General features: G+C 70.6%; 23 protein-coding genes. 13 read left to right on the top strand and 10 right to left on the bottom strand.

Annotated features, from left to right (window positions below; all coding sequences use genetic code 11):
* Positions 1-324 precede the first annotated feature (324 nt).
* Positions 325-4,392 carry a CheR family methyltransferase gene (locus tag EPAKOI_RS23060; protein WP_423193814.1) on the top strand — a complete coding sequence of 1,356 codons (4,068 nt, stop codon included), beginning with the start codon at positions 325-327 and terminating at the stop codon, positions 4,390-4,392.
* On the opposite strand, the gene EPAKOI_RS23055 is transcribed toward EPAKOI_RS23060, so the two are convergent.
* Positions 4,370-4,636 carry a hypothetical protein gene (locus EPAKOI_RS23055; RefSeq protein WP_423193813.1) on the bottom strand — a complete coding sequence of 89 codons (267 nt, stop codon included), beginning with the start codon at positions 4,634-4,636 and terminating at the stop codon, positions 4,370-4,372. The two genes, EPAKOI_RS23060 and EPAKOI_RS23055, sit on opposite strands and share 23 nt — an antisense overlap.
* Positions 4,637-4,787: 151 nt before the next feature.
* On the opposite strand from EPAKOI_RS23055, the gene EPAKOI_RS23050 reads away from it, so the two are divergent.
* Entirely contained in the window at positions 4,788-5,366 is a 579-nt protein-coding gene (locus EPAKOI_RS23050; RefSeq protein WP_124686019.1) for a recombinase family protein, read from the top strand.
* Between the two features lie 153 nt (positions 5,367-5,519).
* Complete coding sequence (locus tag EPAKOI_RS23045) at positions 5,520-8,288, top strand: ABC transporter transmembrane domain-containing protein (RefSeq protein WP_423193812.1); 2,769 nt, start codon at positions 5,520-5,522, stop codon at positions 8,286-8,288.
* A 24-nt stretch (positions 8,289-8,312) separates the two neighbouring features.
* Here EPAKOI_RS23045 and EPAKOI_RS23040 read toward each other — a convergent pair whose 3' ends face one another.
* Genes EPAKOI_RS23040 through EPAKOI_RS23025 form a run of 4 tightly spaced genes read right to left on the bottom strand, consistent with a single transcriptional unit; the run spans position 8,313 to position 12,317 of the window.
* Positions 8,313-9,197: a glycosyltransferase family 2 protein gene (locus EPAKOI_RS23040; RefSeq protein ID WP_423193811.1), complete on the bottom strand. Its 885-nt coding sequence runs from the start codon at positions 9,195-9,197 to the stop codon at positions 8,313-8,315.
* A 5-nt stretch (positions 9,198-9,202) separates the two neighbouring features.
* Complete coding sequence (locus EPAKOI_RS23035; RefSeq protein WP_423193810.1) at positions 9,203-9,976, bottom strand: PIG-L deacetylase family protein; 774 nt, start codon at positions 9,974-9,976, stop codon at positions 9,203-9,205.
* Between the two features lie 16 nt (positions 9,977-9,992).
* Complete coding sequence (locus EPAKOI_RS23030) at positions 9,993-11,039, bottom strand: UDP-glucuronic acid decarboxylase family protein (protein ID WP_423193809.1); 1,047 nt, start codon at positions 11,037-11,039, stop codon at positions 9,993-9,995.
* 18 nt (positions 11,040-11,057) lie between these two features.
* Positions 11,058-12,317, bottom strand: coding sequence for a glycosyltransferase family 4 protein (locus tag EPAKOI_RS23025; RefSeq protein WP_423193808.1), 1,260 nt, complete (start codon positions 12,315-12,317; stop codon positions 11,058-11,060).
* Positions 12,318-12,672: 355 nt separating this feature from the next.
* Here EPAKOI_RS23025 and EPAKOI_RS23020 point away from each other — a divergent pair, with 355 nt between their 5' ends.
* The 9 genes from EPAKOI_RS23020 to EPAKOI_RS22980 all read left to right on the top strand — a co-directional run bounded on the left by EPAKOI_RS23020 (position 12,673) and on the right by EPAKOI_RS22980 (position 21,099).
* On the top strand, positions 12,673-13,131 hold the full coding sequence (locus tag EPAKOI_RS23020) for a hypothetical protein (protein WP_423193807.1): 459 nt from the start codon (positions 12,673-12,675) through the stop codon (positions 13,129-13,131).
* A 72-nt stretch (positions 13,132-13,203) separates the two neighbouring features.
* Complete coding sequence (locus tag EPAKOI_RS23015) at positions 13,204-13,953, top strand: SDR family oxidoreductase (protein WP_423193806.1); 750 nt, start codon at positions 13,204-13,206, stop codon at positions 13,951-13,953.
* Positions 13,944-14,561, top strand: a complete 618-nt coding sequence (locus tag EPAKOI_RS23010; protein ID WP_423193805.1) for a D-glycero-alpha-D-manno-heptose-1,7-bisphosphate 7-phosphatase — start codon at positions 13,944-13,946, stop codon at positions 14,559-14,561. The genes EPAKOI_RS23015 and EPAKOI_RS23010 overlap by 10 nt, the downstream gene beginning before the upstream one ends.
* A complete protein-coding gene (gene waaF, locus EPAKOI_RS23005; protein WP_423193804.1) occupies positions 14,555-15,754 on the top strand; it encodes a lipopolysaccharide heptosyltransferase II in 1,200 nt (399 codons plus the stop codon). The genes EPAKOI_RS23010 and waaF overlap by 7 nt, the downstream gene beginning before the upstream one ends.
* Positions 15,735-17,540 carry a carbamoyltransferase gene (locus EPAKOI_RS23000; RefSeq protein ID WP_423193803.1) on the top strand — a complete coding sequence of 602 codons (1,806 nt, stop codon included), beginning with the start codon at positions 15,735-15,737 and terminating at the stop codon, positions 17,538-17,540. Before waaF ends, EPAKOI_RS23000 begins: the two co-directional genes overlap by 20 nt.
* Positions 17,527-18,513 (top strand): glycosyltransferase family 2 protein, encoded by a 987-nt coding sequence (locus EPAKOI_RS22995; RefSeq protein WP_423193802.1) that lies wholly within the window; start codon positions 17,527-17,529, stop codon positions 18,511-18,513. Before EPAKOI_RS23000 ends, EPAKOI_RS22995 begins: the two co-directional genes overlap by 14 nt.
* Positions 18,513-19,565, top strand: coding sequence for a glycosyltransferase family 9 protein (locus EPAKOI_RS22990; protein ID WP_423193801.1), 1,053 nt, complete (start codon positions 18,513-18,515; stop codon positions 19,563-19,565). The genes EPAKOI_RS22995 and EPAKOI_RS22990 overlap by 1 nt, the downstream gene beginning before the upstream one ends.
* On the top strand, positions 19,558-20,505 hold the full coding sequence (locus EPAKOI_RS22985) for a glycosyltransferase (RefSeq protein ID WP_423193800.1): 948 nt from the start codon (positions 19,558-19,560) through the stop codon (positions 20,503-20,505). Before EPAKOI_RS22990 ends, EPAKOI_RS22985 begins: the two co-directional genes overlap by 8 nt.
* Positions 20,506-20,514: 9 nt before the next feature.
* Positions 20,515-21,099: a diguanylate cyclase gene (locus EPAKOI_RS22980; RefSeq protein WP_124686032.1), complete on the top strand. Its 585-nt coding sequence runs from the start codon at positions 20,515-20,517 to the stop codon at positions 21,097-21,099.
* Here the strand turns inward: EPAKOI_RS22980 and EPAKOI_RS22975 are convergent.
* From EPAKOI_RS22975 to mnmH, 5 genes are all read right to left on the bottom strand, one after another.
* Positions 20,987-21,751: a glycosyltransferase gene (locus EPAKOI_RS22975; protein ID WP_124686033.1), complete on the bottom strand. Its 765-nt coding sequence runs from the start codon at positions 21,749-21,751 to the stop codon at positions 20,987-20,989. The genes EPAKOI_RS22980 and EPAKOI_RS22975 overlap by 113 nt on opposite strands.
* Positions 21,748-22,356: a class I SAM-dependent DNA methyltransferase gene (locus tag EPAKOI_RS22970; RefSeq protein ID WP_423193799.1), complete on the bottom strand. Its 609-nt coding sequence runs from the start codon at positions 22,354-22,356 to the stop codon at positions 21,748-21,750. Before EPAKOI_RS22970 ends, EPAKOI_RS22975 begins: the two co-directional genes overlap by 4 nt.
* A gap of 30 nt (positions 22,357-22,386) precedes the next feature.
* Positions 22,387-23,403, bottom strand: coding sequence for an acyl-CoA dehydrogenase (locus EPAKOI_RS22965; RefSeq protein ID WP_423193798.1), 1,017 nt, complete (start codon positions 23,401-23,403; stop codon positions 22,387-22,389).
* A 277-nt stretch (positions 23,404-23,680) separates the two neighbouring features.
* Positions 23,681-23,956: a hypothetical protein gene (locus tag EPAKOI_RS22960; RefSeq protein ID WP_124686036.1), complete on the bottom strand. Its 276-nt coding sequence runs from the start codon at positions 23,954-23,956 to the stop codon at positions 23,681-23,683.
* 90 nt (positions 23,957-24,046) lie between these two features.
* Positions 24,047-25,108 carry a tRNA 2-selenouridine(34) synthase MnmH gene (mnmH, locus tag EPAKOI_RS22955; RefSeq protein WP_423193797.1) on the bottom strand — a complete coding sequence of 354 codons (1,062 nt, stop codon included), beginning with the start codon at positions 25,106-25,108 and terminating at the stop codon, positions 24,047-24,049.
* A 169-nt stretch (positions 25,109-25,277) separates the two neighbouring features.
* On the opposite strand from mnmH, the gene EPAKOI_RS22950 reads away from it, so the two are divergent.
* A complete protein-coding gene (locus EPAKOI_RS22950) occupies positions 25,278-26,192 on the top strand; it encodes a helix-turn-helix transcriptional regulator (protein ID WP_423193796.1) in 915 nt (304 codons plus the stop codon).
* Positions 26,193-26,265 lie beyond the last annotated feature (73 nt).

Below are 26,265 nucleotides of genomic sequence, written 5' to 3'. Positions count from 1 at the left end.
TGCTTGCCAGTAATGGATCAGTCAACGGGTCGTTTCAATATATCCACTGGCCCGTGCGCCGTGGCCGCCCGTGCGCCGCGCGGGACACCCGGCACGATGTCCATATAGCAAGCATTTGGGAACATCCGCAATGTCATGTCTGGACATATATTTCATGCGTCTCTTGCAACGATTCGCGCCGCGCAAGAGAACTAGTTCGACTTCCCGCCGCTCCTTCAGGAGCGGTTTTTTTTCGCCAATCGGCGGGGAATGGCTGGCCCGGGGCGAATCCTTGCGTAGAGTATGATTGCGTCCTTCCCTCCAGCATTGGCGCATCCCACGGTCATGGCCCGAACCCCGGTGAAGTCCACTCCCAGCCAACTTCATTTCCCGGTTGTCGGGATCGGCGCGTCGGCCGGCGGAATCGAGGCGTTGAAGGCATTTTTCGAGGCCCTGCCCACGCGCACCGGCGCCGCCTACGTCATCGTCCTGCACCTGTCCCCCGACCACTCCAGCGTGCTGCCGGAAGTGCTGGCCAACGTCACGTCCATGCCGGTCCGGCAGGTCACGGACGCTGTGCCGATCGAAGCCAACCACGTCTACCTGATCCCGCCGTCGAAGGTGCTGGTCATGGAGGACAGCTACCTGCGCGTGCAGCCGCCGGCGTCCAACGCGGAACGCCGGATGGCGATCGACCTGTTCCTGCGCTCGCTGGCCGAGGCGCACCGCGACCGCGCCGTAGGCATCGTGCTGTCGGGCGCGGGGTCCGACGGTGCCGTCGGGCTGACGCGCGTGAAGGAACTGGGCGGCATCGTCCTGGCCCAGCAGCCCGAGGATGCGGCGTTCTCCAGCATGCCGCGCGCGGCCATCGCCACGGGTCAGGTGGACCTGACGCTGCCGGTGGCCGACATGCCGCAGCGGCTGATGGAGATGTGGTCCAGCGGCCGCCGGATCCGCGCCGTGACCGAGGCGCCCGCCGAGAGCGACGACGGGCTTGCCGGCGACCACGAGCGCGTGCTGCGCGAGATCATGGTCATCCTGCGCACCCGCACGGCGCACGATTTCCGGCAGTACAAGCGCGCGACGGTGCTGCGGCGCGTGGAGCGCCGCATGCAGGTCAACGGCCTGTCGGACCTGCAGGACTATCGCGATTTCCTGCACGACCATCCCGACGAGACGCCGCTGCTGCTGCAGGACATGCTGATCAGCGTGACCAACTTCTTCCGCGACAAGGAAGCGTTCGACGTCCTGGAAAAGGAGGTGATGCCGCTGGTGGTGGAGAACCGCTTCGCCAACGAGCCGCTCCGCATCTGGTCGGCCGGCTGCGCCACGGGCGAAGAGGCGTACTCGATTGCGATGCTGCTGCAGGAGGCGTCGTCGCGCACCGCCGACGCCGTGCCCTACCAGGTGTTCGCCACCGACATCGACGAACGCGCCATCTCGTTCGCGCGGCTGGGCCTGTATCCGGAGTCGATCCTGGCCGACGTGGAACCGACCCGCGCGCGGCAGTTCCTGACCAAGGACGCCGCCCACTACCGCGTCAAGAAGGAATTGCGCGAGCACGTGCTGTTCGCGCTGCACAACCTGCTGCGCGATCCGCCGTTCTCGCGGCTGGACATGATCTGCTGCCGCAACCTGCTGATCTACCTGGACCGCGAGGCGCAGCTTGACGTGCTGCGCACGTTCCACTTCGCGCTGCGCCCGGGCGGCTACCTGTTCCTGGGCAGCTCCGAGGCGGCCGACAGCGTCAGCACGCTGTTCACCGTGGTGGACAAGAAGGCGCGCATCTACCGCGCCAATGTGGCGGTCCGCGCCGACGCACCGGTGCCGATGTCGGCGTCGATGCAGAGCCTGCGCATGCCGGTCACCGTGATGCAGCCGCAGGGCCGCCGCAAGTTCTCTTTCGGCGATCTGCACCAGCGGCTGGTGGAGCAGCATGCGCCGCCCAGCGTGCTGGTCAGCCGCGAATCGGACATCGTGCACCTGTCGGACCGCGCCGGGCGCTTTCTCGAATACGCGGGCGGCGAGCCGTCCCACAACGTCATTGCGGCGGTACGGCCCGAGTTGCGGCTGGAACTGCGCACGGCCATCTTCCAGGCGCTGCAGACCAATCACAGCGTGGAGGCGCGGCGCGTGCAACTGACGCGCGACGGCCGCAATTTCTTCGTCAACATGGTGGCGCGGCCCGTGCATGACGCCGAGGCCAACGCCGATTTCGTGCTGATCCTGTTCCACGAGGTCGAGGACAGCATGGGCGAGGCGTCCGACACGCCGCAGAAGCGCCAGCCAGACCCGATCGTCAGCCAGCTCGAACGCGAGCTGCAGCGCACCAAGGAGCAGTTGCAGGCCACCATCGAGCAGTCCGAGACGTCGACCGAGGAACTGAAGGCGTCCAACGAGGAACTGCAGGCGATCAACGAGGAACTGCGCTCGGCCACCGAAGAGCTGGAAACCAGCAAGGAAGAGCTGCAGTCGATCAACGAGGAACTGGTCACCGTCAACGCCGAGCTGAAGTCGAAGGTCGAGGAAACCGGCAAGATCAACGACGACCTGCAGAACCTGATTACCGCCAACGACATCGGCACGATCTTCGTCGACCGCAATATCCGCATCAAGCGCTACACGCCGCGCGCCGTGGACGTGTTCAGCATCATCCCGTCCGATATCGGGCGCTCGCTGCTGGACATTACGCACCGGCTGGACTACCCGAACCTGGCCGACGACGCGGCCGAGGCGTTCGATTCGCTGCGGCTGATCGAGCGCGAGGTACCGAGCAACGACGGCCGCTGGTACCTGGCGCGCTTCCTGCCATACCGCACGACCGAGGATCGCATTGATGGCGCCGTGCTGTCGTTCATCGACATCACGTCGCGCATGGCAGCCGAAGCCCGGCTGCGCGAGGGCGAGCGGCGCATGCGCATCGTGGCGGAGAGTACGCGCGACTACGCGATCATCACGTTCGACGACGACGGCCGGGTCACGAGCTGGAACCTGGGCGCCGAGCGCATCTTCGGGCATGCCGAGGCCGAGATGCTGGGCCAGCCGGCCGACGTGCTGTTCACGCCCGAAGACCGCGAGCACGGCGTGCCGGCCGAGGAAATGTCCCGCGCGCGCAAGTTCGGGCGCGTGGAGGAAGACCGCTGGCACCTGCGCAAGGACGGCACGCGCTTTCGTTCCAGCGGCGTGCTGTCGCGGCTGGACCAGTCCGGCATCAGCGGGTTTGCCAAGATCGCGCGCGACCTGGACGAGGTGCTGCCCCCCAGCGCGCCGCGCCGCGACCCCGGCTTCTGGAATGCGTCTGCGCACGACCAGCGCGACGAGTTCCTGGCCGTGGCGTCACACGAACTGAAGCACCCGCTGAACCTGATCAGCGCCAGTACCGAACTGATCGCGCGGGCGCCCGAGACGCGCGGCAACCCGCTGATCGCGCGCGCGGCCGAGACCATCCGGCGCACCGTGCAGGGCCAGGCGCAGATCATCGACGACCTGCTCGACATGTCGCGCGTGCGCACCGGCAAGCTGTCGGTCTCGCGCGCCACCATCGACCTCGTGGCGGTCGTCCGCCACGTCTGCGGCGCCGTGCGCGAGGAAGCCGCGCAGCACGACACCGCGCTGGAAGAACACCTGCCGGCCGAGCCGCTCTGGATCGAGGCCGACGTCACGCGCATCGAGCAGGTGGTGTGGAACCTGCTGCGCAACGCGCTGAACTTCACGCCGGCGGGCGGCCGCATCACCGTGTCGCTGACGCAGGCCGATGGCAAGGCGCAGCTGACCGTGCGCGACACGGGGCAGGGGATCGAGCCCGAGGCGCTGCCCCATATCTTCGATATGTACCGGCAGGCCCACACGCCCAAGGGCCGCGCGCGCGGGCTGGGCATCGGGCTGAACCTCGTCAAGGAAATCGTCACGCTGCATGGCGGGGCCGTGCGGGCCGAATCCGCGGGGCGCGGACACGGCGCAACGTTCTCGGTGACGCTGCCGCTGGGCCGGTTGCGCCGCGATGCCGCGGCCGATGGCGACGGCACCGCCGCTTCGTCGATGTTGCGCGGCCTGCATGTGATGCTGGTGGACGACGACGAGGAAACCGTGGATACGTTCCGGCTGCTGCTGGAAACGGAAGGCGCGGTCGTCGACGTGGCGACCAGCGGCGAATCGGCGCTGGCGCGCATGGATGCCCGGCGGCCGGACCTGCTGCTGTCCGATATCGGCATGCCCGACATGGACGGCTACCAGCTGGTGCACCGCCTGCGCGAACACGTGGCGCTGAAGGATGTGCCGGCGATCGCGCTCAGCGGCTACGGCCGCCACAGCGACGTGGAAGCGGCGCTGCGTGCCGGCTTCAACGCCCACCTGCCCAAGCCTGTCCTGCTCGACAACCTGCTCTCCACGCTCATGCGCCTTCGGCATCGCTGAGCACGGCGTGCCCGTCGGCCTGCCCTAAGCCGGCGCCGGGGCACTGGTTGCAGTCGATCCAGCGTTTGCCCCAGGCCAGCCCTTCGGCCATGGCGCGTTCCCGCGTGCGGAAGATGCCGATCTCGCATGACTGCACCAGCGCCGCTCCGCCTTGCGTCACGCGCGCGGTGGCCCGCCATTGTTCCTCGCCCACAAAGACGGCCGTGCCCTCGACGGTATGTCCGTAATACTGCTGTGTCGCCATGGCACCCTCCTGTTTCCAGCGCAGGCACATCGCTTGCCCTCTGAAAAAATTGTATGGGTGACTGCGGGCTTGGGTATCCATCTGCCCCTGTCCGGAATGTCGAGGTTGGGGACGTTTGCTATGCTTGCGCATCCCCCCGCCCCACGCCCCCATGCCCTCGACCCACTTCTATACGAACCAGGCCGATTCCCTGCGGGATTTCGAGGCCGAGTGCCTGAGCCTGGACGCAGCCGGCTACGTGGTCGACCTGGGGCAGGCGTGGTGGGAGCGCGTGCCGGCCGCCGTGGCCGCGCTGGACCGGCCCCGCATGCAATTGCTGCTGCGGCGGCTGCGCGCCGGCGATACGGTCGTGACGCTCAGGCTGTGCAGCATCGGCAGTTCGGTGCGCGACGTGCGCGCGACGGTCGAACGGTTTCGCACGCTGGGCGTCAGGCTCTACTGCGTCGAAACCGGCGACAGTTCGCTGACCGAGGCCGGCTCGCCGATCTTCCGCACGCTGGTGGCCGTGGAAGGACTGGAACGCACCACGCGCAGCGCCCGCATGAAGGCCAGCGCGGAACTGGCCGTGGAACGCGGCAGCCGGCTGGGCCGGCGCCCGGCGCTGGCCGCGACCGTGCACGACGAGATCCGCGCGGCACTGCGGCAGGGCACGTCGGTCAGCGAGCTGGCGCGCATGTTCAAGGTGTCGCGCCAGACCATCATGCGCATCCGCGACGGCCGCGCCGAGTGACGCGGCGGCCATCCCTTATTGCACGTTCGGTGTGAGCCGATGCAATTCCTGCCGCGTCGCAGCGGCGGGAACCACCGGGCGGGCGTCGGGCATGGACCTTGCGCCCCGCGATACCGTTGCCCACTCGATCCCCTGGATGCGGAGGCCGCACGCATGCCACACACCGCGCCGCCGGTGTCGCGCCGGCGCATTGCCCGCGAACTCTGGAGTGCCATCTGGCGCCACCGGCTGCGCGTCATGGCGGCCATCGCGCTGCTGCTGCTGGCCAAGGCCGCCACGGTGTCGGTGCCGCTGGTGCTGAAGCTGATCGTCGACGAGGCCGCCTCCACTCAGACGCTGATGAACCCGGCCGGCGCCGCACGCGCGGGGCCGCTGGTGCACCTGATCGTCACGGTCCCGGTCTTCCTGGTGCTGGCCTACGCCATCCTGCGGCTGCTGGGCAACGCGTTCAACGAGCTGCGCGACGTGGTGTTCGCGCACGTGGCGCAGAGCACGGTGGCCGGCTTCATGGCGCGCGCATTCGCGCACCTGCACGGGCTGGGCGCGCGCTTTCATTCGCAGCGCGAGACCGGCGCCATCATCCGGGACCTCGACAAGGGCACCGCCGCGATCGGCTTCCTGCTTGGCGTGGCCGTGTTCACCATCGTGCCGACGCTGCTGGAGATTGCCGCCGTGCTGGTGATCATGGTGGCGGCCTACGGCGGGCAGTTCGCAGCCATCATCCTGCTGGTCTTTGCGCTGTACGCGGGCTGCACGGTGCTGCTGACGCGGCGCCGCATGAAGGTCCAGCGCCAGGTGAACGTCGTAGAGGCCCAGACCAACAGCAAGGTCGTGGACAGCCTGCTCAACTACGACACGGTCAAGTACTTTGCGCGCGAATCGTTCGAAGCGCGCCGGCTCGGCAGCCTGCTGGACCGCTGGGTGGTGACCAGCGTGCAGAACCAGCATGCGCTCTCGGCGCTGCATATCGCGCAGAGCGGCTGCATCGCGGTGGGCGTGGCGTGCGTGATGCTGCTGGGCGTGCAGCGCGTGGCGCAGGGCGCGCTCACCGTGGGCGACCTTGTGCTGATCAATGCCTACATCATCCAGGTGGTGCTGCCGCTCAACACGCTGGGCTTCATCTTCCGGGAATCCAACGACGCCATGACCAACGTCGAGCGGCTGTTTGCGCTGCTCGATGCCAAGGGTCGGGCCGGCGAGGACGACGATGCCCCCGGCGCGCGGCCGCTTGCCGTGTCGCGGGGCGAGATCGCGTTCGAGCACGTGAACTTCAGCTACGACCCCAGCCGCCAGACGCTGTGGGACGTGAGTTTTCGCGTCGGGGCCGGCCAGACCGTGGCCGTGGTCGGCGGCAGCGGCTCGGGCAAGTCCACGCTGGCGCGGCTGCTGTTCCGGCTCTACCAGCCCGATTCGGGCCGCGTGCTGATCGACGGGCAGGACCTGCGGCTCGTCACGCAGCGCAGCCTGCGCGAGGCGGTGGGCATCGTGCCGCAGGACACGATCCTGTTCAACGACACCATTGCCTACAACATCGCCTATGGGCTCGAAGGCGCCTCGCGCGCCGACGTGGTGGCCGCGGCGCGCGCCGCCCAGCTCGACACCTTTGTCGACCGCCTGCCCGATGGCTACGAGACCATGGTGGGCGAGCGCGGCGTGCGGCTCTCGGGCGGCGAACGCCAGCGCGTGGCCATCGCGCGCGCCATGCTCAAGCGGCCGCCGATCGTCGTGTTCGACGAAGCCACCTCGGCGCTGGACACGCGCACCGAACGCGCCATCCAGCAGGAACTGACGCGCGTGGCCAAGGGCCGCACGGCGTTCATCATCGCGCACCGGCTGTCCACGATCACCGACGCCGACCACATCCTGGTGATGGAGCACGGCCGCGTGGTCGAGGCAGGCACGCACCAGGCGCTGCTGGCGCGCGGCGGTGTCTACGCCCAGATGTGGCGGCTGCAGCAGCAACAGCGCGAACTCGAACGCACCGAGGAACGGCTGGCACTGCAGCCGATCCGGCTCGAAGCCATCGTGGCAGGCGTGGTCGATGGCCTGCGCGAGCGCATGGCCGAGCGCCATATCCACCTGTTCACGGTGGTCGGCGAGACCGAGCTGCGCGTGACCGGCGACCCCGGCGTGCTGCAGAAGGCCGTCTGGGAACTGTGCGACCGCATCGTCGATGCCGTCGACGATGGCGGGCGCATCGAACTGCGGCTGGAACGCAGCAATGGCGACGCCACGCTGACGCTGGCGGCGCTGGCGTCCGCACAGGGCCATCCGGTGCCCGCCGCCGAGATCCAGCGGCTGCAGGCCGAACTGGCCGAAGCGGGCATCACGCTGATGGCCGACGCCGCGCAGCAGGTGTGGCGGCTGCGCATGCCGATGCGCCCGGTCAGCGAGCCGCTGGCGCCGGCGCAGTTGCCCGACGTGGCGGGCCCGCCATCGGTCATGGGGCCGCAGACGCTGCGTGGCAGCCATATCCTCGTGCTCGACGACGACGCACCCACGCGCGACGTGCTGGTCGAGGCGCTGGAAGACCTGGGCGCCGATGCCATCGCGTTCGCCCACGGGCGCGACCTGCTGCAGCACCTGTCCGACGCGGCGATTCAGGACTGGCCGCAGGTGCTGCTCTGCGATATCGCGCTGGACGAGGAAGACGGCTACACGGTGCTGCGCGATGTGCGCCGGCTGGAATCGCAGCGCGACGTGCCGCTGGTGCGGCGTTTCACCGCCATCGCGCTGTCCGGCCACGCGCAGCCGCAGGACCGCATCCGCGCGATGATGGCCGGCTTTCAGATGCACCTGTCCAAGCCCGTGCAGATGGCCGAACTGATTGCCGCCATCACCGCGCACCTGCACCAGGGGCAGGCCGGGGCCGCGCCGCTGGCACCGGCGCCCGATGATGCGCGGCTGTCGCGCGACCCGTGATGGCGTCACGGTGCCCGGCGCGGTTCAGCCCCGTTGCCGCGTGAGCCGTACCGCGGCCACCACGCGGTCGTCGACCACGCGGCGTTCGCGCAGTACCCAGCGCATGCCGCGTGCCAGCTCGCGCCAGCCGGCCGCGTCGAGGTGCCGGGCCAGCGCCGGAATGGCGCGCACGGTATCGCCGATGGCCATCGGCGCCGGCAGGCACAGCCACGACGTCCACACCGCGTTGCGCGCCAGCAGGCTGCGGCGGCTGGCGGCGTCGCGCTGCGGGCTCGGGTGATGATGGACGACCAGCTCGGGCACGTACACCATCAACCAGCCTTGCCCCGCCAGTTGCAGGGCTAGCGCCGCCTCCTCGCCACCGATGAAGAAGCGCGGATCGTAGCCGCCGGCGGCCAGGAACGCGCGGACGCGGAACACCGTGGCGCCCGCCATGAAGCCCAGGATGGCGCGCCCCGGCAGGTCCGCCGATGGCAGCGGGCTGCGCGCCATATGGGTACTCGCAGGGTCTTCGCGGTTGTCGGCGCCGACCAGGATGCGGGCGGTCAGCGACACCACGCCGGCATTGGCATCGAGCAGCGCGCGGGCGCGCGCGAGCGATCCGTCGTGCCACCAGCAGTCGTCGTCGCAGAACGCCACGTAAGGCGTGCCGGCGACGTCCGACGCCCATTGCGCGCCCAGGTTGCGGCCCGCCGCGCCAAGGTTGATGTCGCTGCGCAGGCAGGCGACGCCGGGGAACGCCTGGCGCAGCATCGCCGCCGTGCCGTCGCCGGAGCCGTTGTCGACCACGGCGATGCGTGGCCGCTCGGGCAGCGTCAGCAGATGCTGCAGGGTGCGCCGCAGCGTATCGCGCCGATTGTGCGTCAGCACGACCACGCAGATGCCGGCGTGGCAGGGCGTGGACGCCATGCGGATCAGGTGCCCGGCGCCGGCGAGATGTCGAGCGACCAGTAGCGCTCGGGCGCGCCGATGTCGGCAAGCTGCCCGGCATTGAACAGCGGTAGCTGGCTCTCGTACGCTTCCACCGCTGCCATCTTCGCGGCGTGCCACGGCGCTACCGGAAAGTGCACGGGCGACGCGACGAGCCCGGCCTGCCACCAGCCCAGCAGCCGGCTCTGCACCATGCCGGGCAGCCTGCGGTAGATCGCATCCTCATAGAACAGCCACTGCGTGGGCGGCACGGGCGCGCGATCCTCAACGCCATCACCCGCATCATCGTCCGCGGTCTGCGTGGCGCGGGCCGTCTGCATGCCCATGACCGTCGTGCGCAGCAGCATGCACGCCTGGCTGACCAGCACGTGGTCGCTGTGGAACAGGCCCATCGGCGCCACCACCGTGCCACCGCGTTGCAGCGCCGGTGATGCGGCCAGGCCGGCCATGATGTCCTCGGCGCTCTGCGGCTTGCCGTACTGGCCGTCCAGGAATCTCAGCCATTCGGGCCGCGCACCCAGCATGTTCAGGCTGCGGGCGTCTTCCCGGCGGCGGTTGGCCACGGCCTGCGTCACGCTGGCAAAGCCGGCGGCGCGGTCCCAGTCGGTCAGGGCGGTATCGGCATCGGGCATGCCGGCCAGCACCGTGACGACCACGGCATCGCGGGCGGCGGCGATCAGCGCGCCGCAACTGAAGACGGCATCGTCGAGATGCGGCGAAATGACAGTCAGCGGTTCAGGTATCTGCAAGATCGGCATCGATGGAAATCGGTGGTCAATGGGGCCGGGCAGCGTCCCGGGCGGCCTGTCCGGCATCGTCGAACGGGGCCGGCGGCGGCTGCCAGGCGCTGGCGCTTGCGTGCAGGCGCTGCTGGGCGGCGCGCCGTGACACGAATGCAGCCACGGTCAATCGCAAGCCCTGTGCCAGCGCCACGGTCGGCTGCCATTGCAGCAGCGTGCGGGCCAGTGTGATGTCCGGGCATCGCTGGCGCGGATCGTCGGCGGGCAGCGGGCGGTGTTCGATTGGCGACGTGGAGCCGGTGGCGTGCAGGATCCCGGTGGCGATGTCGCGCATGGTCGTCTCGCACGGGTTGCCAAGATTGACCGGCGTGCCGGCGGCGTCGGCGGCCATCAGCCGGATCAGCCCTTCCACCAGGTCGTCCACATAGCAGAACGAGCGCGTCTGGGATCCGTCGCCGTAGAGCGTCAGCGGCTCGCCGGCCAGCGCCTGCGATATGAAGTTGGACACCACGCGGCCGTCGGCCGGATGCATGCGCGGCCCGTAGGTATTGAAAATCCGCGCAATCCGCACGTCCACGCCGTGCTGGCGGTGGTAGTCCATGAACAGCGTCTCGGCGCAGCGCTTGCCCTCGTCGTAGCACGCGCGCCGGCCCACCGGGTTCACATGGCCCCAGTAGCTTTCCTGCTGCGGATGGTTGTCAGGGTCGCCATAGACCTCGCTCGTCGACGCCTGGAGGATGCGCGCCTTGACGCGCTTGGCCAGCCCCAGCAGGTTGATCGCGCCATGCACGCTGGTCTTGGTGGTCTGCACCGGGTCGCTCTGGTAGTGCACCGGCGACGCCGGGCAGGCAAGGTTGTAGATCTCGTCGACTTCCACATAGAGCGGGAACGTCACGTCGTGGCGCAGCAGCTCGAAGTTGGGCCGGTGCAGCAGCTGGGCGATGTTTTCCTTGCTGCCCGTGTAGAAGTTATCGACGCAAAGTACATCATGGCCGGCTTCGACCAGCCGGTCGCACAGGTGCGAGCCCAGAAAGCCGGCGCCGCCGGTGACCAGGATGCGCTTGAGGGCGGGGTCCTTCATGGCTGTCTCCCGGGCCGTTCAGGCCGCCACGCGGCCGGTGCCGGCGTGGGCCTGGGTCAGCCGCGCGTAGACCTGTTCCATCTGGCGCGCCACGCCGGCCCACGTGAAGTGCGTCTGGGCGCGCGCGCGGCCGGCCTGGCCCATGCGGTCGATCAGCGCCGGGTCCATCGCCAGCCGGGCCAGCCGCTCGGCCAGCGGCTGCGGCGCGTGCGGCGGCACCAGGAAGCCCGTCTCGCCATCGACCACCGTGGAGCGGATGCCGCCCACGCTGGCGCCCACCACCGGCACGCCGCACGCCATCGCCTCCACCGGCGTGATGCCGAACGGCTCGTACCACGGCGTGGTCACGAACACGTCGGACGCGCCATAGAACTGGCGCAACTGGTCGCGGCCGCGCCGGCCCACGAACGTGACCATGTCGCTGACGCCGGCCTCGCCGGCCACCTGCCTGAGCCGGCCGATCTCGGGTGTGGCCGCCTCGCTGGGGGAATCGGCGTTGCCGCCCACCACGTAGAGCCGGGCGCGCACGCCGAGCGTGTGGCGCAGGTAACCCACCGCGCGGATCACGTTGTCGATGCCCTTGCGCGGCACCAGCCGGCCGAGCTGCAGCACCGTGAAGTCGTCGCGCTGCCAGCCAAGGTCGCGGCGCGCCTGCGCGCGATCCACCGGCGAGAACTCCTCGTCGTCAAAGCCGCAGGGCACGGTTTCGATGCGGCTGCGTTCGGCGCCGCACAGACCGACCAGGTCTTCCTCGTCCTGCGGGCATTCGGCGATCACGCAGTCGGCCTCGCGCGCCAGCGTGTCCTCGATGTCGAAGCGCGCGTCGGGAAAGCCGTCGGCGCTGCCCTGGTGCTGCCGGCGCACCTTGCCGAGCGCGTGGAAGGTCATGACCAGCGGAATGCCGAGTGACGCGCGGGCACGCAGCGCGGCCACGCCGGACATGAAGAAGTTGGCGTGCAGCACGTCGTAGCCGATGGCGTCGCGCCGGATGAAGTCGACCATGAAGTCCCCGAACGCCGGCATGTACTGCAGCAGCGCTTCCTTCGGTACATGCACCGCCGGGCCGGCCGGCACGTGCACCACGCGCACATTGGGCGCAAAGCCGACCACGTCGGGCAGCAGCGCCTTGTCGCGGCGCGTGAACACGTCCACGGGATAGCCGCACTTGCCCAGTTGGCGGGCCAGGTGCGCCACGTAGACATTCTGGCCGCCGCTGTCGACGCTGCCAATGCTGGCAAGCGGCGACGCGTGTTCGCTGATCAGGGCAATTCTTCGCATGGCTGGCTCCGCGTGTCGTGAGGGACTTCAGACCCGCCGTCTGCAGCATGCATGCCAATGCCGGCGGCCGTTGCGCCAGCGCGGGCGGCGAGAAGCGTTATAACGGTTCTCCCCGTCGCGCGCCGTTGCGGCCCGCGTTGCACGGCGTCGCGGCACCGTTTGCAGTTCGTGAGCGCCGTTTCTACTGCCTGCATGTAGAAGCGTTGGTCCAGCCGTGATACCGGCCATGCCACGCGGGCGGACGCACCGGTACATGGGCCATCGCAGCGGTGCGCCGGGCGCGGACCTTGCGTGGATGCCGGTCCCACACGGACCACGGAGACCAGCGATGGGAGACCACGCGGAAACCGGCTGCATGCCGCTTGCCGATGCCAGCTGCGCGCGTCGCGCGCTGGAGCTGGCGCTGCCGATGCTCACCGCCAGCCTAGAGGACAAGGCCGTTGGCGAGAGCCACTGCATGCACATCGTGATCATGGACCCGACACGGCCCTATGGCAGCGGCACGTTCGAGTCCGCCATCCTCCGCGAACACTCGCTGCCGTCGCGCGATCGCTGGGATGCCGACTACGCGCACTACGCGCGCGAGAAAGCGCGGCTGACGTGGCGCACGCAGGTGGACAGCGGCCAGCTCATGGACCGTGCGCCGCACCTGCTGTGCGTGGGCGACACCGTGCTGGCCGGCGCCATCGTGCTGGACGGCATTGTCGTGGCCGTCAGCGGCGCCAACGGCTGGTACGACGAGGCGTTCGCGCGCTGCGTGGCCAGCCTGCTGCGCGCCGTCGTGCGTGAGCGCCTGCACGGCGCGCCGCGCTGAAGCGCGTTGCCCGCTGGCATGCAATTCGCTGCTACGGGCCCTCACCGAACCACCACTACAGGGGAATGCGACATGCAGGACATCGACCAAGGCCGGCACCCGTTGCTGGAAGGAAAGCGGTACCTGGTGACGGGCGGCGGGCGCGGCCTGGGTGGCGAGATCTGCCGCATGCTCGCGGCCAGCGGCGCCCATGTGATCGTGGCGGACATCGACGAGGCGCTGGCCAGCCAGTGCGCGGCCACGCTGCGCGAAAGCGGCGCCGAGGCGACGGCCTGCGGTGCCGACGTCTCCGACCCCATGGCCGTGCAGCGGCTCTTTGCTGACATCGCGCGCGGAGGCGGCAGGCTCGACGGCCTGATCAACAACGCCGCCATCGACATCACGCTGCCGGTGGAGGAAGTCGACACCGAGCAATGGCGCCGCGTGCTGATGGTGAACCTGTACGGCCCGTACCTGCTGGCCCACGCGGCCGTGCCGCTGATGAAGGCGCAGGGGGGCGGGCATATCGTCACTATCGCGTCCACGGCGTCCAAGCGCGCCTGGCCCAATGCGTCGGCCTATCACGCGACCAAATGGGGCGTGCTCGGCTTTTCGCACGCGCTGCACGCGGAGCTGCGGCCGCACCGCATCAAGGTGTCGGCCGTGGTGGCGGGCGGCATGCGCACGCCGTTCCTGCTCGACCGCTTCCCAGATATCGACACCTCGACGCTGCAGGACCCCGCCAATGTCGCGCGCGCCGTGCGCTTCGTGCTGACCCAGCCCGAGGAAACCGTGATTCCCGAAGTCATGGTGTTGCCGATGAAGGAGACGTCATGGCCCTAGACACATCGGGTGGCGGCGCGGTGCTGCTGGACAAGGACGGCACGCTGCTGCAGGACGTGCCCTACAACGTCGATCCGGGCCGGATCCGGCTGGCCGAGTCGGCTGGCGACGCGCTGCGCAGGCTGGCGCGGCTCGGCATGCCGCTCGCCGTGGTCAGCAACCAGCCCGGCGTGGCGCTGGGCCGCTTCGACGAACCCGCGCTGGAAGCCGTCCGCCACTGCCTGAGCGAGTTGTTCGCGCGGCACGGGGCCAGGCTGTCCGGCTTCTTCTATTGCCCGCACCACCCGGCCGGGCAGGTCTCGGCCTACGCGATGCACTGCCTGTGCCGCAAGCCCGCGCCGGGCCTGTTGCGCCGGGCGTGCAGCGCGCTGGGCTGCGACCCGGCGCAGTCGTGGATGGTCGGCGACATCCTTGACGACGTGGAGGCGGGCCGGCGCGCCGGCTGCGGCACGGTGCTTGTCGATTGCGGCAACGAGACCGAATGGGTGGGCGGGGCGCTGCGCACGCCGGACTTCATCGTGCCGACGCTGGAGCGCGCCGCGCAGGTCATCGCGGCCGGGCTGCCGGTGTCGCCGTCGCCGCCGCTGATGACGGAGCGGCCATGCTGACGTGGCCGCAGGCGCGCCGCGTGCTCTGCGTGCGGCCCGACAACCTGGGCGACGTGCTGATGACCACGCCCGCCATGCAGGCGCTGGCCGACAGCGCGCCGCACCGCGCGCTGACGCTGCTGACCTCGCGCGCGTCGGCCGCGCTGGCGCCGCATCTGGACATGATCGACGACGTGATTGCCTGGGACGCGCCGTGGGTGCGCCACGCGCATGACGTCGATGCAAGCAGGCTGTCGGCCGAGCTCGCCGGTTGCGCGGCCCGGCTCGCCGCGCGCAACTTCGACGCCGCCGTGATCTTCACCGTCTATAGCCAGAGTGCGCTGCCGGCCGCCACGCTGTGCAGCCTGGCCGGTATTCCGCTGCGGCTCGCGCACTGCCGCGAGAACCCGTATGCGCTGCTGACCGACTGGGTGCCCGACCCCGAGCCGTCCAACCCGCCACGCCACGAAGTGCAGCGCCAGCTCGACCTTGTCGCCAGCATCGGCGCCACCACCCGCGATGCGCACCTGCGCTTCGCGCTGGCCGATGCGGATCGCCACGCCGTGCAGCGGCTGCTCGCGCCGCTGGTGGCGCGCCACGGCCGCCGCGCCTGCATCGTGATCCATCCCGGCGCCACGGCGGCTTCGCGGCGTTGGCCGGCGGATCGGTTCGCGAGCGTGGCGCGCGAACTGGCCGCGCAGGCCGGCGCACTGGTGCTGGTGACCGGCTCGGCCGCCGAGGCGCCGGTCGTCGACACGGTCTGCACGCTGGCCGCCCATCCGGCAGTCCTGCCGATGGCAGGCCGCTTCACGCTTGGCGAAATGGGTGCGCTGCTGGCGGCGGCGGACTTGCTCGTGTCGAACAACAGCGGCCCGGTGCACATGGCGGCCGCGCTGGGCACGCCGGTCGTCGACCTCTATGCGCTGACCAATCCGCAGCACACGCCGTGGATGGTGCCCAGCCGCGTGCTGTTCCAGGACGTGCCGTGCCGCTATTGCTACAAGAGCACCTGTCCGCAGGGTCATCACCGCTGCCTGGCCGACGTTCCCGCGCGCGACGTCGTGGCGGCGGCCGCGATGCTGCTCGATGGCGCGCCTGCCGTCGCGGCGCCGATGCCGTGGGTGTCGCCCGCGCCGCGTCCGGCGCTGCCGGTCACCGTGGCGGCCGTACCGAACATCGTCAAGGAGGACGCGCATGTACACGCTCGGCATTAATGCCGCCTATCACGATTCCGCCGCTTGCCTGGTGCATGACGGCGTGGTGGTGGCCGCGGCGGAGGACGAACGCTTCACGCACATCAAGCACGGCAAGCGCCCGGTGCCGTTCAGCGCGTGGGAGTTGCCCTGGCATGCGATCGACTATTGCCTGCAGGAAGCCGGTATCGGGCTGGCCCAGGTGGACCACGTGGCCTATTCGTACGATCCCGCGCTGCTGCTGGGCGAAATGGGCGGCGCGGAATCGGTGGTGCTGCCGCTGGAGCCGTCGCGTGGCGGCACGCCGGACGCGGTGTCGTCGCCGTGGGACCCGCTGTTCCTGTCGTACGTGGTCAACGCCCCCCGCCAGTTGGCTTCGGGCGCGCCGCACCACCTGTCCGCGCGCTTTCGGCAGGTGCGCCACGACGGGCCGTTCCGCTGGCATTTCGTCGAACACCACATGGCGCACGAGGCCAGCGCATTCCTGGCCGCGCCGTTCGCGCGCTGCGCGGTGCTGACGATGGACGGGCGCGGCGAGCGCGCCACCACCAGCTACGGCGTGTTCGACGGCCGCGCGTACCGCCGCATCAAGCAGATCGACCTGCCCGACTCGCTGGGCCTGCTCTACGAACGCGTCACGCGGCACCTGGGTTTCCTGCATTCGTCGGACGAGTACAAGGTCATGGCGCTGGCGTCGTACGGCAAGCCGGCCTGGCTCGATGCTTTCCGCCAGATGGTCAGCACCGACGCGGAGGGCGGCTACCACGTGGCCGATTCGGACCTCGAAGCGGTGCTGGGCCCGGCGCGCCAGCGTGGCGAGGCGTTCGAGGGCAAGCATTTCGACATCGCGCGCTCGCTGCAGCAGGTGCTGGAGGAAACGGTGGTCGGCATGGCCACGTGGCTGGCGCAGGCCAGCGGCGAGCGGCAACTGGCGATGGCCGGCGGCGTGGCGCTGAACTGCGTGATGAACGCGCGCGTGCGCGACCAGGCGCCGTTCGATGCCGTCTGGGTGCAGCCGGCCGCTGGCGACGCCGGCACGGCGCTGGGCGCGGCGCTCTGGGTCGACTTCCAGGAACGCGGCACGTCCGGGCAATCCGGCAAGCATTGGCAGATGGATCACGCCTACCTGGGCCCCGCGTTTGGCGACGACGAGATTGCCGCATTCCTGGACTGGGCCAAGCTGCCATATCGCCAGCTTGACGACGTGCCCGCGCAGACCGCCGCACTGCTGGCGCAAGGCCGCATCATCGGCTGGTTCCAGGGGCGCATGGAGTTCGGCCCCCGGGCGCTTGGCGCGCGATCGATCCTGGCGTCGCCGATCGACCCCGGCATGCAGCAGCGGCTCAACGAGATCAAGGACCGCGAGGACTTCCGGCCCGTGGCGCCGGTGGTCATGCAGGAGCGGCTCGGCGACTGGTTCCGCGCGCGCAAGCCCGGCGACGGCATCGCGCCGTTCATGCTGTTTGTCTACGACGTGATCCCGGAGCAGGCCCGCCGCATTCCAGCGGTGACCCACGTCGACGGCACGGCCCGCGTGCAGACGATCCGGCGCGACCAGAACGCGGCCTACTACGACGTGCTGGCCGCGTTCGAGAAGCTGACTGGCGTGCCGGTGCTGGTCAACACGTCGTTCAATACGCGCGGCGAGCCCATCGTCTGCACGCCGCGCGATGCCGTGGAGTGCTTCTGGACGTCGCCGCTCGACGCGCTGGTCATCGGCTCGTTCCTGCTCGAAAAGCCCGGCGCGCGCGCGCCGGCACGGTCCGCCGCGGCGCAGCGCAAGGAGACGGCCGATGCGGGCGCCTGAGCCGCTGGTCTCGGTGGTGATCGCCACCTACCGCCGCCCGGCGCTGTTGCAGCGCTGCCTGGCGGCGCTGTGCGCGCAGCGGATGGACGCCAGCGCGTTCGAGATCATCGTTGCCGACGATGGCTGCGAGCGCCGCATTGCTGCGCTGGTGGCCGCGCTGGCCGCCCGGCATCGCGACGTGGCGCTGCGCTATACGGCGGTGCCGCACACGCAGGGCCCCGCCGGCGCGCGCAACGCGGGCGCACGGCTGGCGCGCGGCGAGATCCTGGCCTTTACCGACGACGACACGATCCCATCCCCCGAATGGGTGTGCCAGGGCTACCTTGCGCTGGCCGCGCAGCAAATGTGGTGCGCCGCGGCCGGCCGTGTGGTGGTGCCCACGCCGGTGCGGCCCACCGACCATGAACGCGACACGGCCGGGCTGGCGAGCGCCGAGTTCGTGACGGCCAACTGCTTTGTGCGGCGGTCGGCGTTCCAGCGCGTGGGCGGCTTCGACGAGCGCTTCACGCGAGCGTGGCGCGAGGATTCGGACCTGCAGTTCCGGCTTGAGCAGCAGGCCGGCGTGGTGGGCCGCGCCGAAGCGGCCGTGGTCGAGCATCCGGTGCGGCCGGCGCAATGGGGTGCCAGCGCGCTGGCACAGGCCAAGGTCTACTTCGACGCGCTGCTCTACAAGAAGCATCCGCGCCTGTACCGCACGCGCATCCGGCCGGTGCCGCCGTGGGACTACTACGTGATCGTGGGCAGCGCCTGCGTGGCCGGGCTGGCGCTGCTGGCCGGCGCGCCGCGCGTGGCGGCCGGCGCGGGTGGCATCTGGCTGGCCATGACGGCGGTGTTCTGCCTGCGCCGGTTGCGCGGCGCGTCTTGGCGGCCCGCCCATGTGCTGGAGATGATCGCGACGTCGGTGGTGATTCCGCCGCTGTCGCTGTACTGGCGCCTGCGCGGCGCGCTGGCGTTCCGCACGGGGTTCTTGTGATGGCCGCCGCCATGCGCAGCATCGCGGTGTTCCGGGCGCTGCAGTTGGGCGACATGCTGTGCGCGGTGCCGGCCCTGCGCGCGCTGCGCCAGGGCGAGCCGGACGCGCACATCACGCTGATCGGGCTGCCGTGGGCGCGCGACTTTGTCGACCGCTACGCCAGCCTGCTCGATGACTTTGTGCCGTTTCCGGGCGCGGCAGGCATGCCCGAGCAGCCGTGCGACGCCACGGCGCTGCCCGGCTTCTTTGCGCAGGCGCGCGCGCGCAAGTTCGACCTTGCCATCCAGCTCCACGGCAGCGGCACGCTGACCAACCCGCTGGTCCGCCAGCTTGGCGCGCGCGCCATCGCCGGCTTCCATGACGATCCCGCGCAGGCAGGCGACGGCCAGTGGCTGCCTTGGCCGGACGGCAACGAGATCGAGCGACTGCTGGCGCTGATGCAGCGGCTTGGCTATCCGTCGACCGACGCCCACCTGTCGTTTCCGCTCCATCCCGCCGATCACGCGGCGTGGCAGGCATTGGCGCAGGCGCACGCGCTGCAACCGGGCGGCTATGTTTGCGTGCATCCCGGCGCGCGGATGCTGTCGCGGCGCTGGCCGGTCGAGCGCTTTGCCGACGTGGCGCGCCAGCTGGGCGGCCCGTGGCAGGTGGTGGTCACCGGCGCGCCCGACGAAATGCCGCTGGCCGCGCGCTTCTGCGCGCTGGCGGGCCGGCCGGTGGTCAACCTTTGCGGCCAGACCACGCTCGGCGCCATGGCGGCGCTGATCGGCCATGCGCGGCTGCTGATCTGCAACGACACCGGCGCTTCGCACATCGCCGCCGCGATGGGCACGCCCAGCGTGGTCGTCTCGTGCGGCAGCGACAGCGCGCGCTGCGCGCCGCTGGACCGCGCGCGGCACCGCGTGCTGGCCGACTACCCGCCGTGCCGGCCGTGCACGTGGCACGCCTGCCCGTACGGCCACGAATGCGCGCGCCATATCGACGTGGCGCAGGTCGTCGCGGCGGCGCGCCAGCTTGTGGATCTCTCCTTGACGGAAACCGCCCATGCCTGAGCGACTGCGCATCCTGACGTGGCATGTCCACGGCAACTACCTGTATTACTTGTCGCAGGTGCCGCACGACTTCCTGCTCGTCACGCGGCCCGGCTATCCGCCCGGCTACGCGGGCGTGGGCGGGCAACTGCCGTGGGGCGGCAACGTCCGCGAGGTACCGCACGACCAGGTGCCCGGCACTGCGTTCGACTGCGTGCTGTACCAGCACCGCGACCACTACGCCGGCGACCGGCTGACGCTGCTGACGCCGGCGCAGCAGCGGCTGCCGGCGATCTACCTCGAACACGACCCGCCCCAGGAGCATCCGACCAACACGCGGCACCCGGTGCAGGACCCGGCCATGCTGCTGGTGCACGTGACGCCGTTCAACGCGCTGATGTGGGATAGCGGCGTGACGCCGACGCGCGTGATCGACCATGGCGTGGTGGTGGACCCGCAGGTGCGCTACACCGGCCAGCTTGCGCGCGGTATCAGCGTGGTCAACCATCTGGCCCGGCGCGGCCGGCGCCTGGGTGCCGACGTGTTCGACGCCGTGCGCCAGCGCGTGGCGCTGGACCTCGTCGGCATGGACGCGCAGGCGGCCGGCGGACTGGGCGAGGTACCCAATCCGGAACTGGCCGCGTTCATGGCGCGCTACCGGTTTTTCTTCCACCCCATCCGCTATACAAGCCTGGGGCTGGCCGTGGTCGAGGCCATGTCGATCGGCATGCCCGTGGTGGGGCTGGCCACGACGGAGCTGGCCACCGTGATCCGCAATGGCGTGAACGGGCACGTCGACACGCGGCTGGACAGCCTGGTTGACGTCATGCGGGCCCTGATGGAAGATCCGCGCATGGCCGCCGCATGGGGCCAGTCCGCCGCCCGGACGGCGCGCGAGCGCTTCGGCATCGGGCGTTTCGTCGCGGACTGGCAGGCGGCATTTGCCGATGTGACGTCGTAGGAGCGCCTGATGCAGGACGCCGTGCGCACGATTCTGATGTACGGCGTGGTCCCGCTGTGGATCCTCGCCGGCCTGGGGGACTGGTGGTGGCACCGCCGCACCGCCATCGAGCGCAATGCCGGCGTGCTCGAATCGGCCATGCACAGCCTGATGATGGTCCAGGTGGGCATACCGGTGCTGCTGGCCCTGTTCCTGGAAATCAACGCCATGCTGTTCGCGATCATGCTGGTGGCCGTGGTGGTCCACGCGGTCACCGCCTGGATCGACGTGGCCTACGCGTCGAAGTGGCGCGAGATCCGGCCCGGCGAGCAGCACATGCACAGCCTGCTGGAAATGCTGCCGGTCATGGCCGTGGCGCTGATTGCCAGCGCCTACTGGGACCAGTTTCTGGCGCTGTTCGGCGCCGGCCCGGCGCAGGCCGACTTTGCGCTGCGGCTCAAGGACCAACCGCTGCCCGCGCGCTACCTGGCCGGGCTGTTCGTCACGCTGCTGTTTCTGGTGGTGGCGCCGTATGCAGAAGAGCTGCTTCGCTGTGCACGGGCGCGGGGGCAGGGGCGGGCAGCAATGCCGGCGGGGCATCGGCGCAAAGCGTAGCCAGCATGGCGAGATGGTCGGCAAAGCCGGCCGGGGCCCGGCCACGGGCCCGCGCGCTGGTCACCACGCGCGGCAGTGTGCTCCACGCGATCTGGGCTTCCAGCGCGATCAGGCGCTGCACCAGTGCCACGTCCTCGCTGCTGGCATGGGGCGGGAAGCCGCCGGCGCGGCGATAGGCGCGCGAGCAGACCCCCAGGTTGGCGCCGTGGATATGGCGATGGTTTTCCACGCGCTGGTAGCGCGCCGCGAAGCGCGCGGCCACGTGCGGCGGATGCTCGCCCCAGTCGTCCACCGTGACCAGCCCGCACACGGCATCGGCGCACAGCGCAAGCTGCGCCACGAGCCAGTCTGGCGCCACGCGGCTGTCGGCGTCGGTAAAGGCCAGCCAGCGCGCGTCGCGCGCCAGAAGGTGCTCGGCGCCGGTGTGGCGGGCCATGCCGACGTTGCGCGCGGCGATGGTCAGGCAGGTGACCTGGGCGGTGGCGTGGCGGCGTGCAATGGCCAGCGAGTTGTCGGTGCAGTCGTCGAACACCAGCACCACCATCACCGGCTCCTGGCGCAGCCCCGGGTGCTGCGCAGCGGCGGCCAGCGCCAGCAGGCAGCCTTCCAGGCAAGCCTCTTCGTTATGCACGGGAACGACGACGCCGATCATCGGTAAGCCTCCCGCTGGCGCAGCGGCCGGGGGTTGCGCGACCAGACTTCCAGCAGAAAATCCGGCTCGATGTGGCGCACGTGGCGATGCAGGCCCGCGTGGCGCGCGATGGCGGCATGCACCTGCCGCGTCGACAGGTTCCGCTCGGCGAACGGACGCAGGTAGTGGCAGGCCACGATCGTGCCGTCCGGGCCCAGCGCGTGAGTCGCGGCCGTGGCGGTGCGCGCCCAGTCGTCGGCCGTGAAGTAGTAGCCAAGCTCGCTTAGCACGATCAGGTCGAAGCGGCCGTCGGGCCAGTCCTGCGGCAGTTGCGCGACGCGCGCGTCGACGTGGCGCTGGCCGGCCATCCGCGCCCGCGTCAGTTCGATGGCGCGCGGCACCAGGTCCACGGCCAGCAGCGTGTCGCAGCGCGCGGCCAGCCGTTCGGTCAGTAGGCCCGTGGCGCAGCCGGCTTCCAGCGCGCGGGCGTAGCGCGCCTCGGGCAGGGCGGCCATCACGATGTCGCGCTTGCGGGCCTCGTACCAGAGCGATTCGAAGCCCCACGGATCGTCCTGCTCGAAGATCGCCACAAAATCTGTCTGGATCGCGTTTGCGCTGTCAGTCATCGCTGTCAGTCATGGGTGAGGGGTCATGGGTCAGGGGGCGTTGTCGTAGTCGTCGGCGTCGCGGCTCACGGCCGCGCCCAGCTTGGCCAGGTCGCGCTCGGCATGGCTCTGGCGCAGGAACACGGGCAGGTCCGCGAACAGCGCCGCCAGCCGCGCGTCGCGGCACAGCGGGCCGGCGCCCAGCACGTTGCCGGCGCGCTGCATCACGCGCTGCACCGTGGCTTCCACCGTGGTGCGCAGGCACATAGCCGGCACGTAGGCATCGGCCTGCGGCTGCGCGTCGATCCACGCGGCGGTCTCGCGCAGCAGCGCGGCCGCCGCGCGCAGGTCGCTGTCGATGGCACCCAGGTGCGCGCAGGCGTGCGGGTCGTTGTGCCGCCGCACGGTATCGCGCACGGCCCACGCAAACGGCAGCACGGTGCCGTACCAGCACGCGGCAATGCCGGCGCCGCCATGCCAGAAGCCGGGGCGCGCCACGTAGGCGCCGGCCGGGCCGATCTGCAGCGCCGGGCAATTGTCGAGCAGCACGTCGCCGCTGCGCGTATCGGCCATGCCCACCGCATGCCAGCCGCCGTCGGTGACGGCCACGCCCGGGCCCTTGAGGTCGATGGCGGCGATCAGCGCGTCTTCGCCGTCGTGGCACGTCACCAGCGCGTGCGACACGCTGGCGGCGCCCGAGCACCACGCCTTGCGCCCGTCGAGCCGCAGCGGCTTGCCGTGGGCAATGCCGCTCTCGCGCGCAAGCGTGCGGGTATCGGCCTCCACGTCGGGCGTGGCGCGCACGCGCGCGTCGGGCGGCTCGGCGGCCCACACGGCCCAGCTGGTCGACGGCTGCGGCGTGGCGTCCGCCACTTCGGCCAGGATCGCCAGCGCGTCGGCGTGTGCTTCGAACAGCTTGATGGCCACCGCGCCGTGCTCGGCCGCGATGGCGGCGAACAGTTTCCAGCGCGCCGCCGTGTGGCCGCCACCGGGCAGCGGGATGCCGTCCGGCCCGGCATGGCTGGCGATCAGGGCATCGAGCGTGGCGTCGGGGGCATCGGCTGACATGGCGGGGTCCAGGGCGTTCCAGTGCAGTCGGCTCCGCAAGTTCCCTGCCAGCCCGTTGGCGGACCTGGGCGCGGTGGTTGCGCGCGCCGTGTGGCACGGGTTTCGCAGCAACTTGCGCCGATGCGCCGGCCGTGGCGCCGGCCGTCCCGCGTTCCGTCCGCCGCTAACCGCCGCGTGTGCAATCCTTACCGGTGCATGTAAGCCGCGAACGCCCCTAGCTCCATGAATCTGCAATGCCAGCCGGACCGATCTCGCCGTGCCGCCCGTTCACGCCGGGTTAGCGCTGGCGGCTGGTGTCGCCCATGATCGTCCGCACCATCGCCTTGCGGTAGGCGCGGTCGGCGGCCAACGTGCGGCACAGCAGCACCAGCAGGCGGCGCGAGTGGTCCAGCGGGTAGCCTTTTTCCTTCAGCGCGCGCAGGTGATGCAGCCGCTTGCGGATGTCGGCGCGCAGGCGCTTGATGCGGTGGTCGATCGGAAAGATGTCGCGGTCCAGCCGGGCTTGCCGGCGCTGCGCCGCCCAGTAGTCCGCCCGGTTGCGCGTGGGGTCCATGGGCCGTCCGGCAGGTTGGGGGTGCCGGACAGGCTTGCATCTTTCGTACCGGGGTCGGCACGTCGACCATGGCGCACTTCGGCACCGGTGCTACGCCGTCACCCACCCCTGGCAATGCCCGGCGATGCGCTGCGCCAGCGCCGCGATGCCCTCGGGCGTCAGGTTGTCCGCCGCGATCACGGTCCGCGTCGCCCAGCGGTGGAAGTGCCGCCGCTGCGAGCGCGCGTAGGCCGGGTCGTAGTGCCGGGCGGCCAGCGCGGCGAACAGGTGCGGCAGGTCGCCGGTGCGCGCCATCGCCTGCCACGTCTCGATGGTGGCGCCGCCGTGCAGCGCCCGGAGCCGGCCGAGCTGTTCCACCAGCCAGTCGGGCCGGTCGCCCAGGTAGGCGTAGTCGTGCAGCAGATAGGCTAGCCGCGCCGGCATCGGCACGTCGATCTCCACGCATGGGCTGTCGCGCATCCGCGTCACCAGCGGCACCGGCAGGTTGAGCTGGCCGATGCGGGCGCCTTCGCCTTCCACATAGAGCGGGCGGCCCAGGTCGACGCGCTCGATCGCGTCGGCCAGCGCGGTCTCGAAGCCGGTCTGCGACGGCTGGGCGACGCCGGGCAGCGCGCCCAGCAGCGAGCCCTTGTGGCGGGCCAGCGCCTCGATGTCGAGCACCTGCTCGCCGCTGGCGGCCAGCGCCTGCAGCACGCGCGTCTTGCCGCTGCCGGTGGCGCCGCAGATGACCACGAGCGGCAGCCGGGGCGCCTGCGTCTCCAGCAGGGCGATCACGTGCCGGCGCCAGGACTTGTAGCCGCCGGCCAGTTGCTGGGCGTCCCAGCCCACCATGCGCAGCCACGTGACCATCGACGCGCTGCGCAGCCCGCCGCGCCAGCAGTAGACCATCGGCCGCCAGCTTGCTGGCTGGTCCGCCAGCCGCTCGCGCAGGTGGCGCGCCAGGTTGGCCGCCACCATGGCGCCGCCCACGCGCCGGGCCTCGAACGCGCCGGACTGCTTGTAGAGCGTGCCGACGATGCGCCGCTCCTCGTCGTCGAGGACCGGGCAGTTGAGCGCGCCGGGGATATGGTCGATGGCGAATTCGGCCGGCGAGCGGACGTCGATCAGGGTGTCGAAGCCGTGCCGGTCATCGACGCGAACGTAGGGTTTCATGGCTGGAGCCGCCTTGTCGCCCGGCGGGGGCGTGCCGGTATTGTGCGATAACCGGCCCGGCGCCGAAAGGGGCGCCGGGGGCCCGTGCTATCGTGCGCCGGCCCCCGCTTCTGCAAGGATCCAGTAAGAAACGGGCGGCATCATCGGGAATCCTCGTGGAAGGCACAGCATGTCGACACTCAGCACCTCCTCCGCTCCGAAGGGTCCGAACGGTCTGGTCGACGCCTTCGGCTGTGCCGCCGACAAGCTGCACGCCAACCAGTCGCTGGCCGGCAGCGACCTCCAGTTCCATCGCAAGACCTCGGGCCAGCAGGCCGGCCAGATCGCCATGGCGGCGGCCGAGCGCGGCTTCGTGGCGGGCGTGGCGCTGCGCGCCGGGCACCGCCGCCGCATCGTCCAGGGCCGCCACGCGCGCACGCACGACTTTGCCACCGGCGATATCTATATCCGCAGCCTGGCCGAGGACTACAAGGCCGACTACCAGACCTGTTTCGACTTCGTGCTGATGGAGCTGCCGCGCAGCTTTATCGAGCGCACCAGCAGCGAACTGGGGCGCGGCCGGCTGCGCGGGCTGGACGAGACGGCCGGCCGCGCCGACCCGGTGCTGGCCCATCTGGCGCAGGCGCTGGTGCCGGCGCTGTGCTACCCCGAGCAGGCGTGCCGGCTGTACATCGACCAGTTGAGCGCCAGCATCGGCACGCACCTGGTGAGCCAGTACGGCGGCGACCCGGTGGCGTCGGCCAAGGCCAACCGGCTGCTGTCGCCGCGCTGCGTGGCGCGGGCCAAGGAGATGCTGGCGGCCAAGATCGACGGCGACCTGTCGATGGCCGAAGTGGCCGATGCCTGCGGGCTGTCGCGCAGCCACTTCTCGCGGGCGTTCCACGACACCACGGGCCAGACGCCCTACCAGTGGCTGATGGCGCGCCGCATGGAACTGGCGTGCAGGCTGCTGCGCGACGCCAGCCTGCCGCTGGCCGACGTGGCGATGGGCTGCGGGTTTGCCGACCAGAGCCATTTCACGCGCGTGTTCGCGCGGCAGATGGGCATGCCGCCGGGGCTCTGGCGCCGCCGCCAGCCCGCCTAGGCCCCCGCGCGGCACAAATCGACAAGGCAACGGCGCCGGCATCGCGTAGATTGGCGTGGACTGCCGCGCGAGC

The sequence above is a fragment of the Cupriavidus sp. H18C2 genome, from assembly GCF_049393795.1.
In the GTDB taxonomy this organism is placed as follows: domain Bacteria; phylum Pseudomonadota; class Gammaproteobacteria; order Burkholderiales; family Burkholderiaceae; genus Cupriavidus; species Cupriavidus pauculus_C.
The sequence above is the reverse complement of the archived record's forward strand: the minus strand, read 5'-3'. Positions and strand labels throughout refer to the sequence as shown.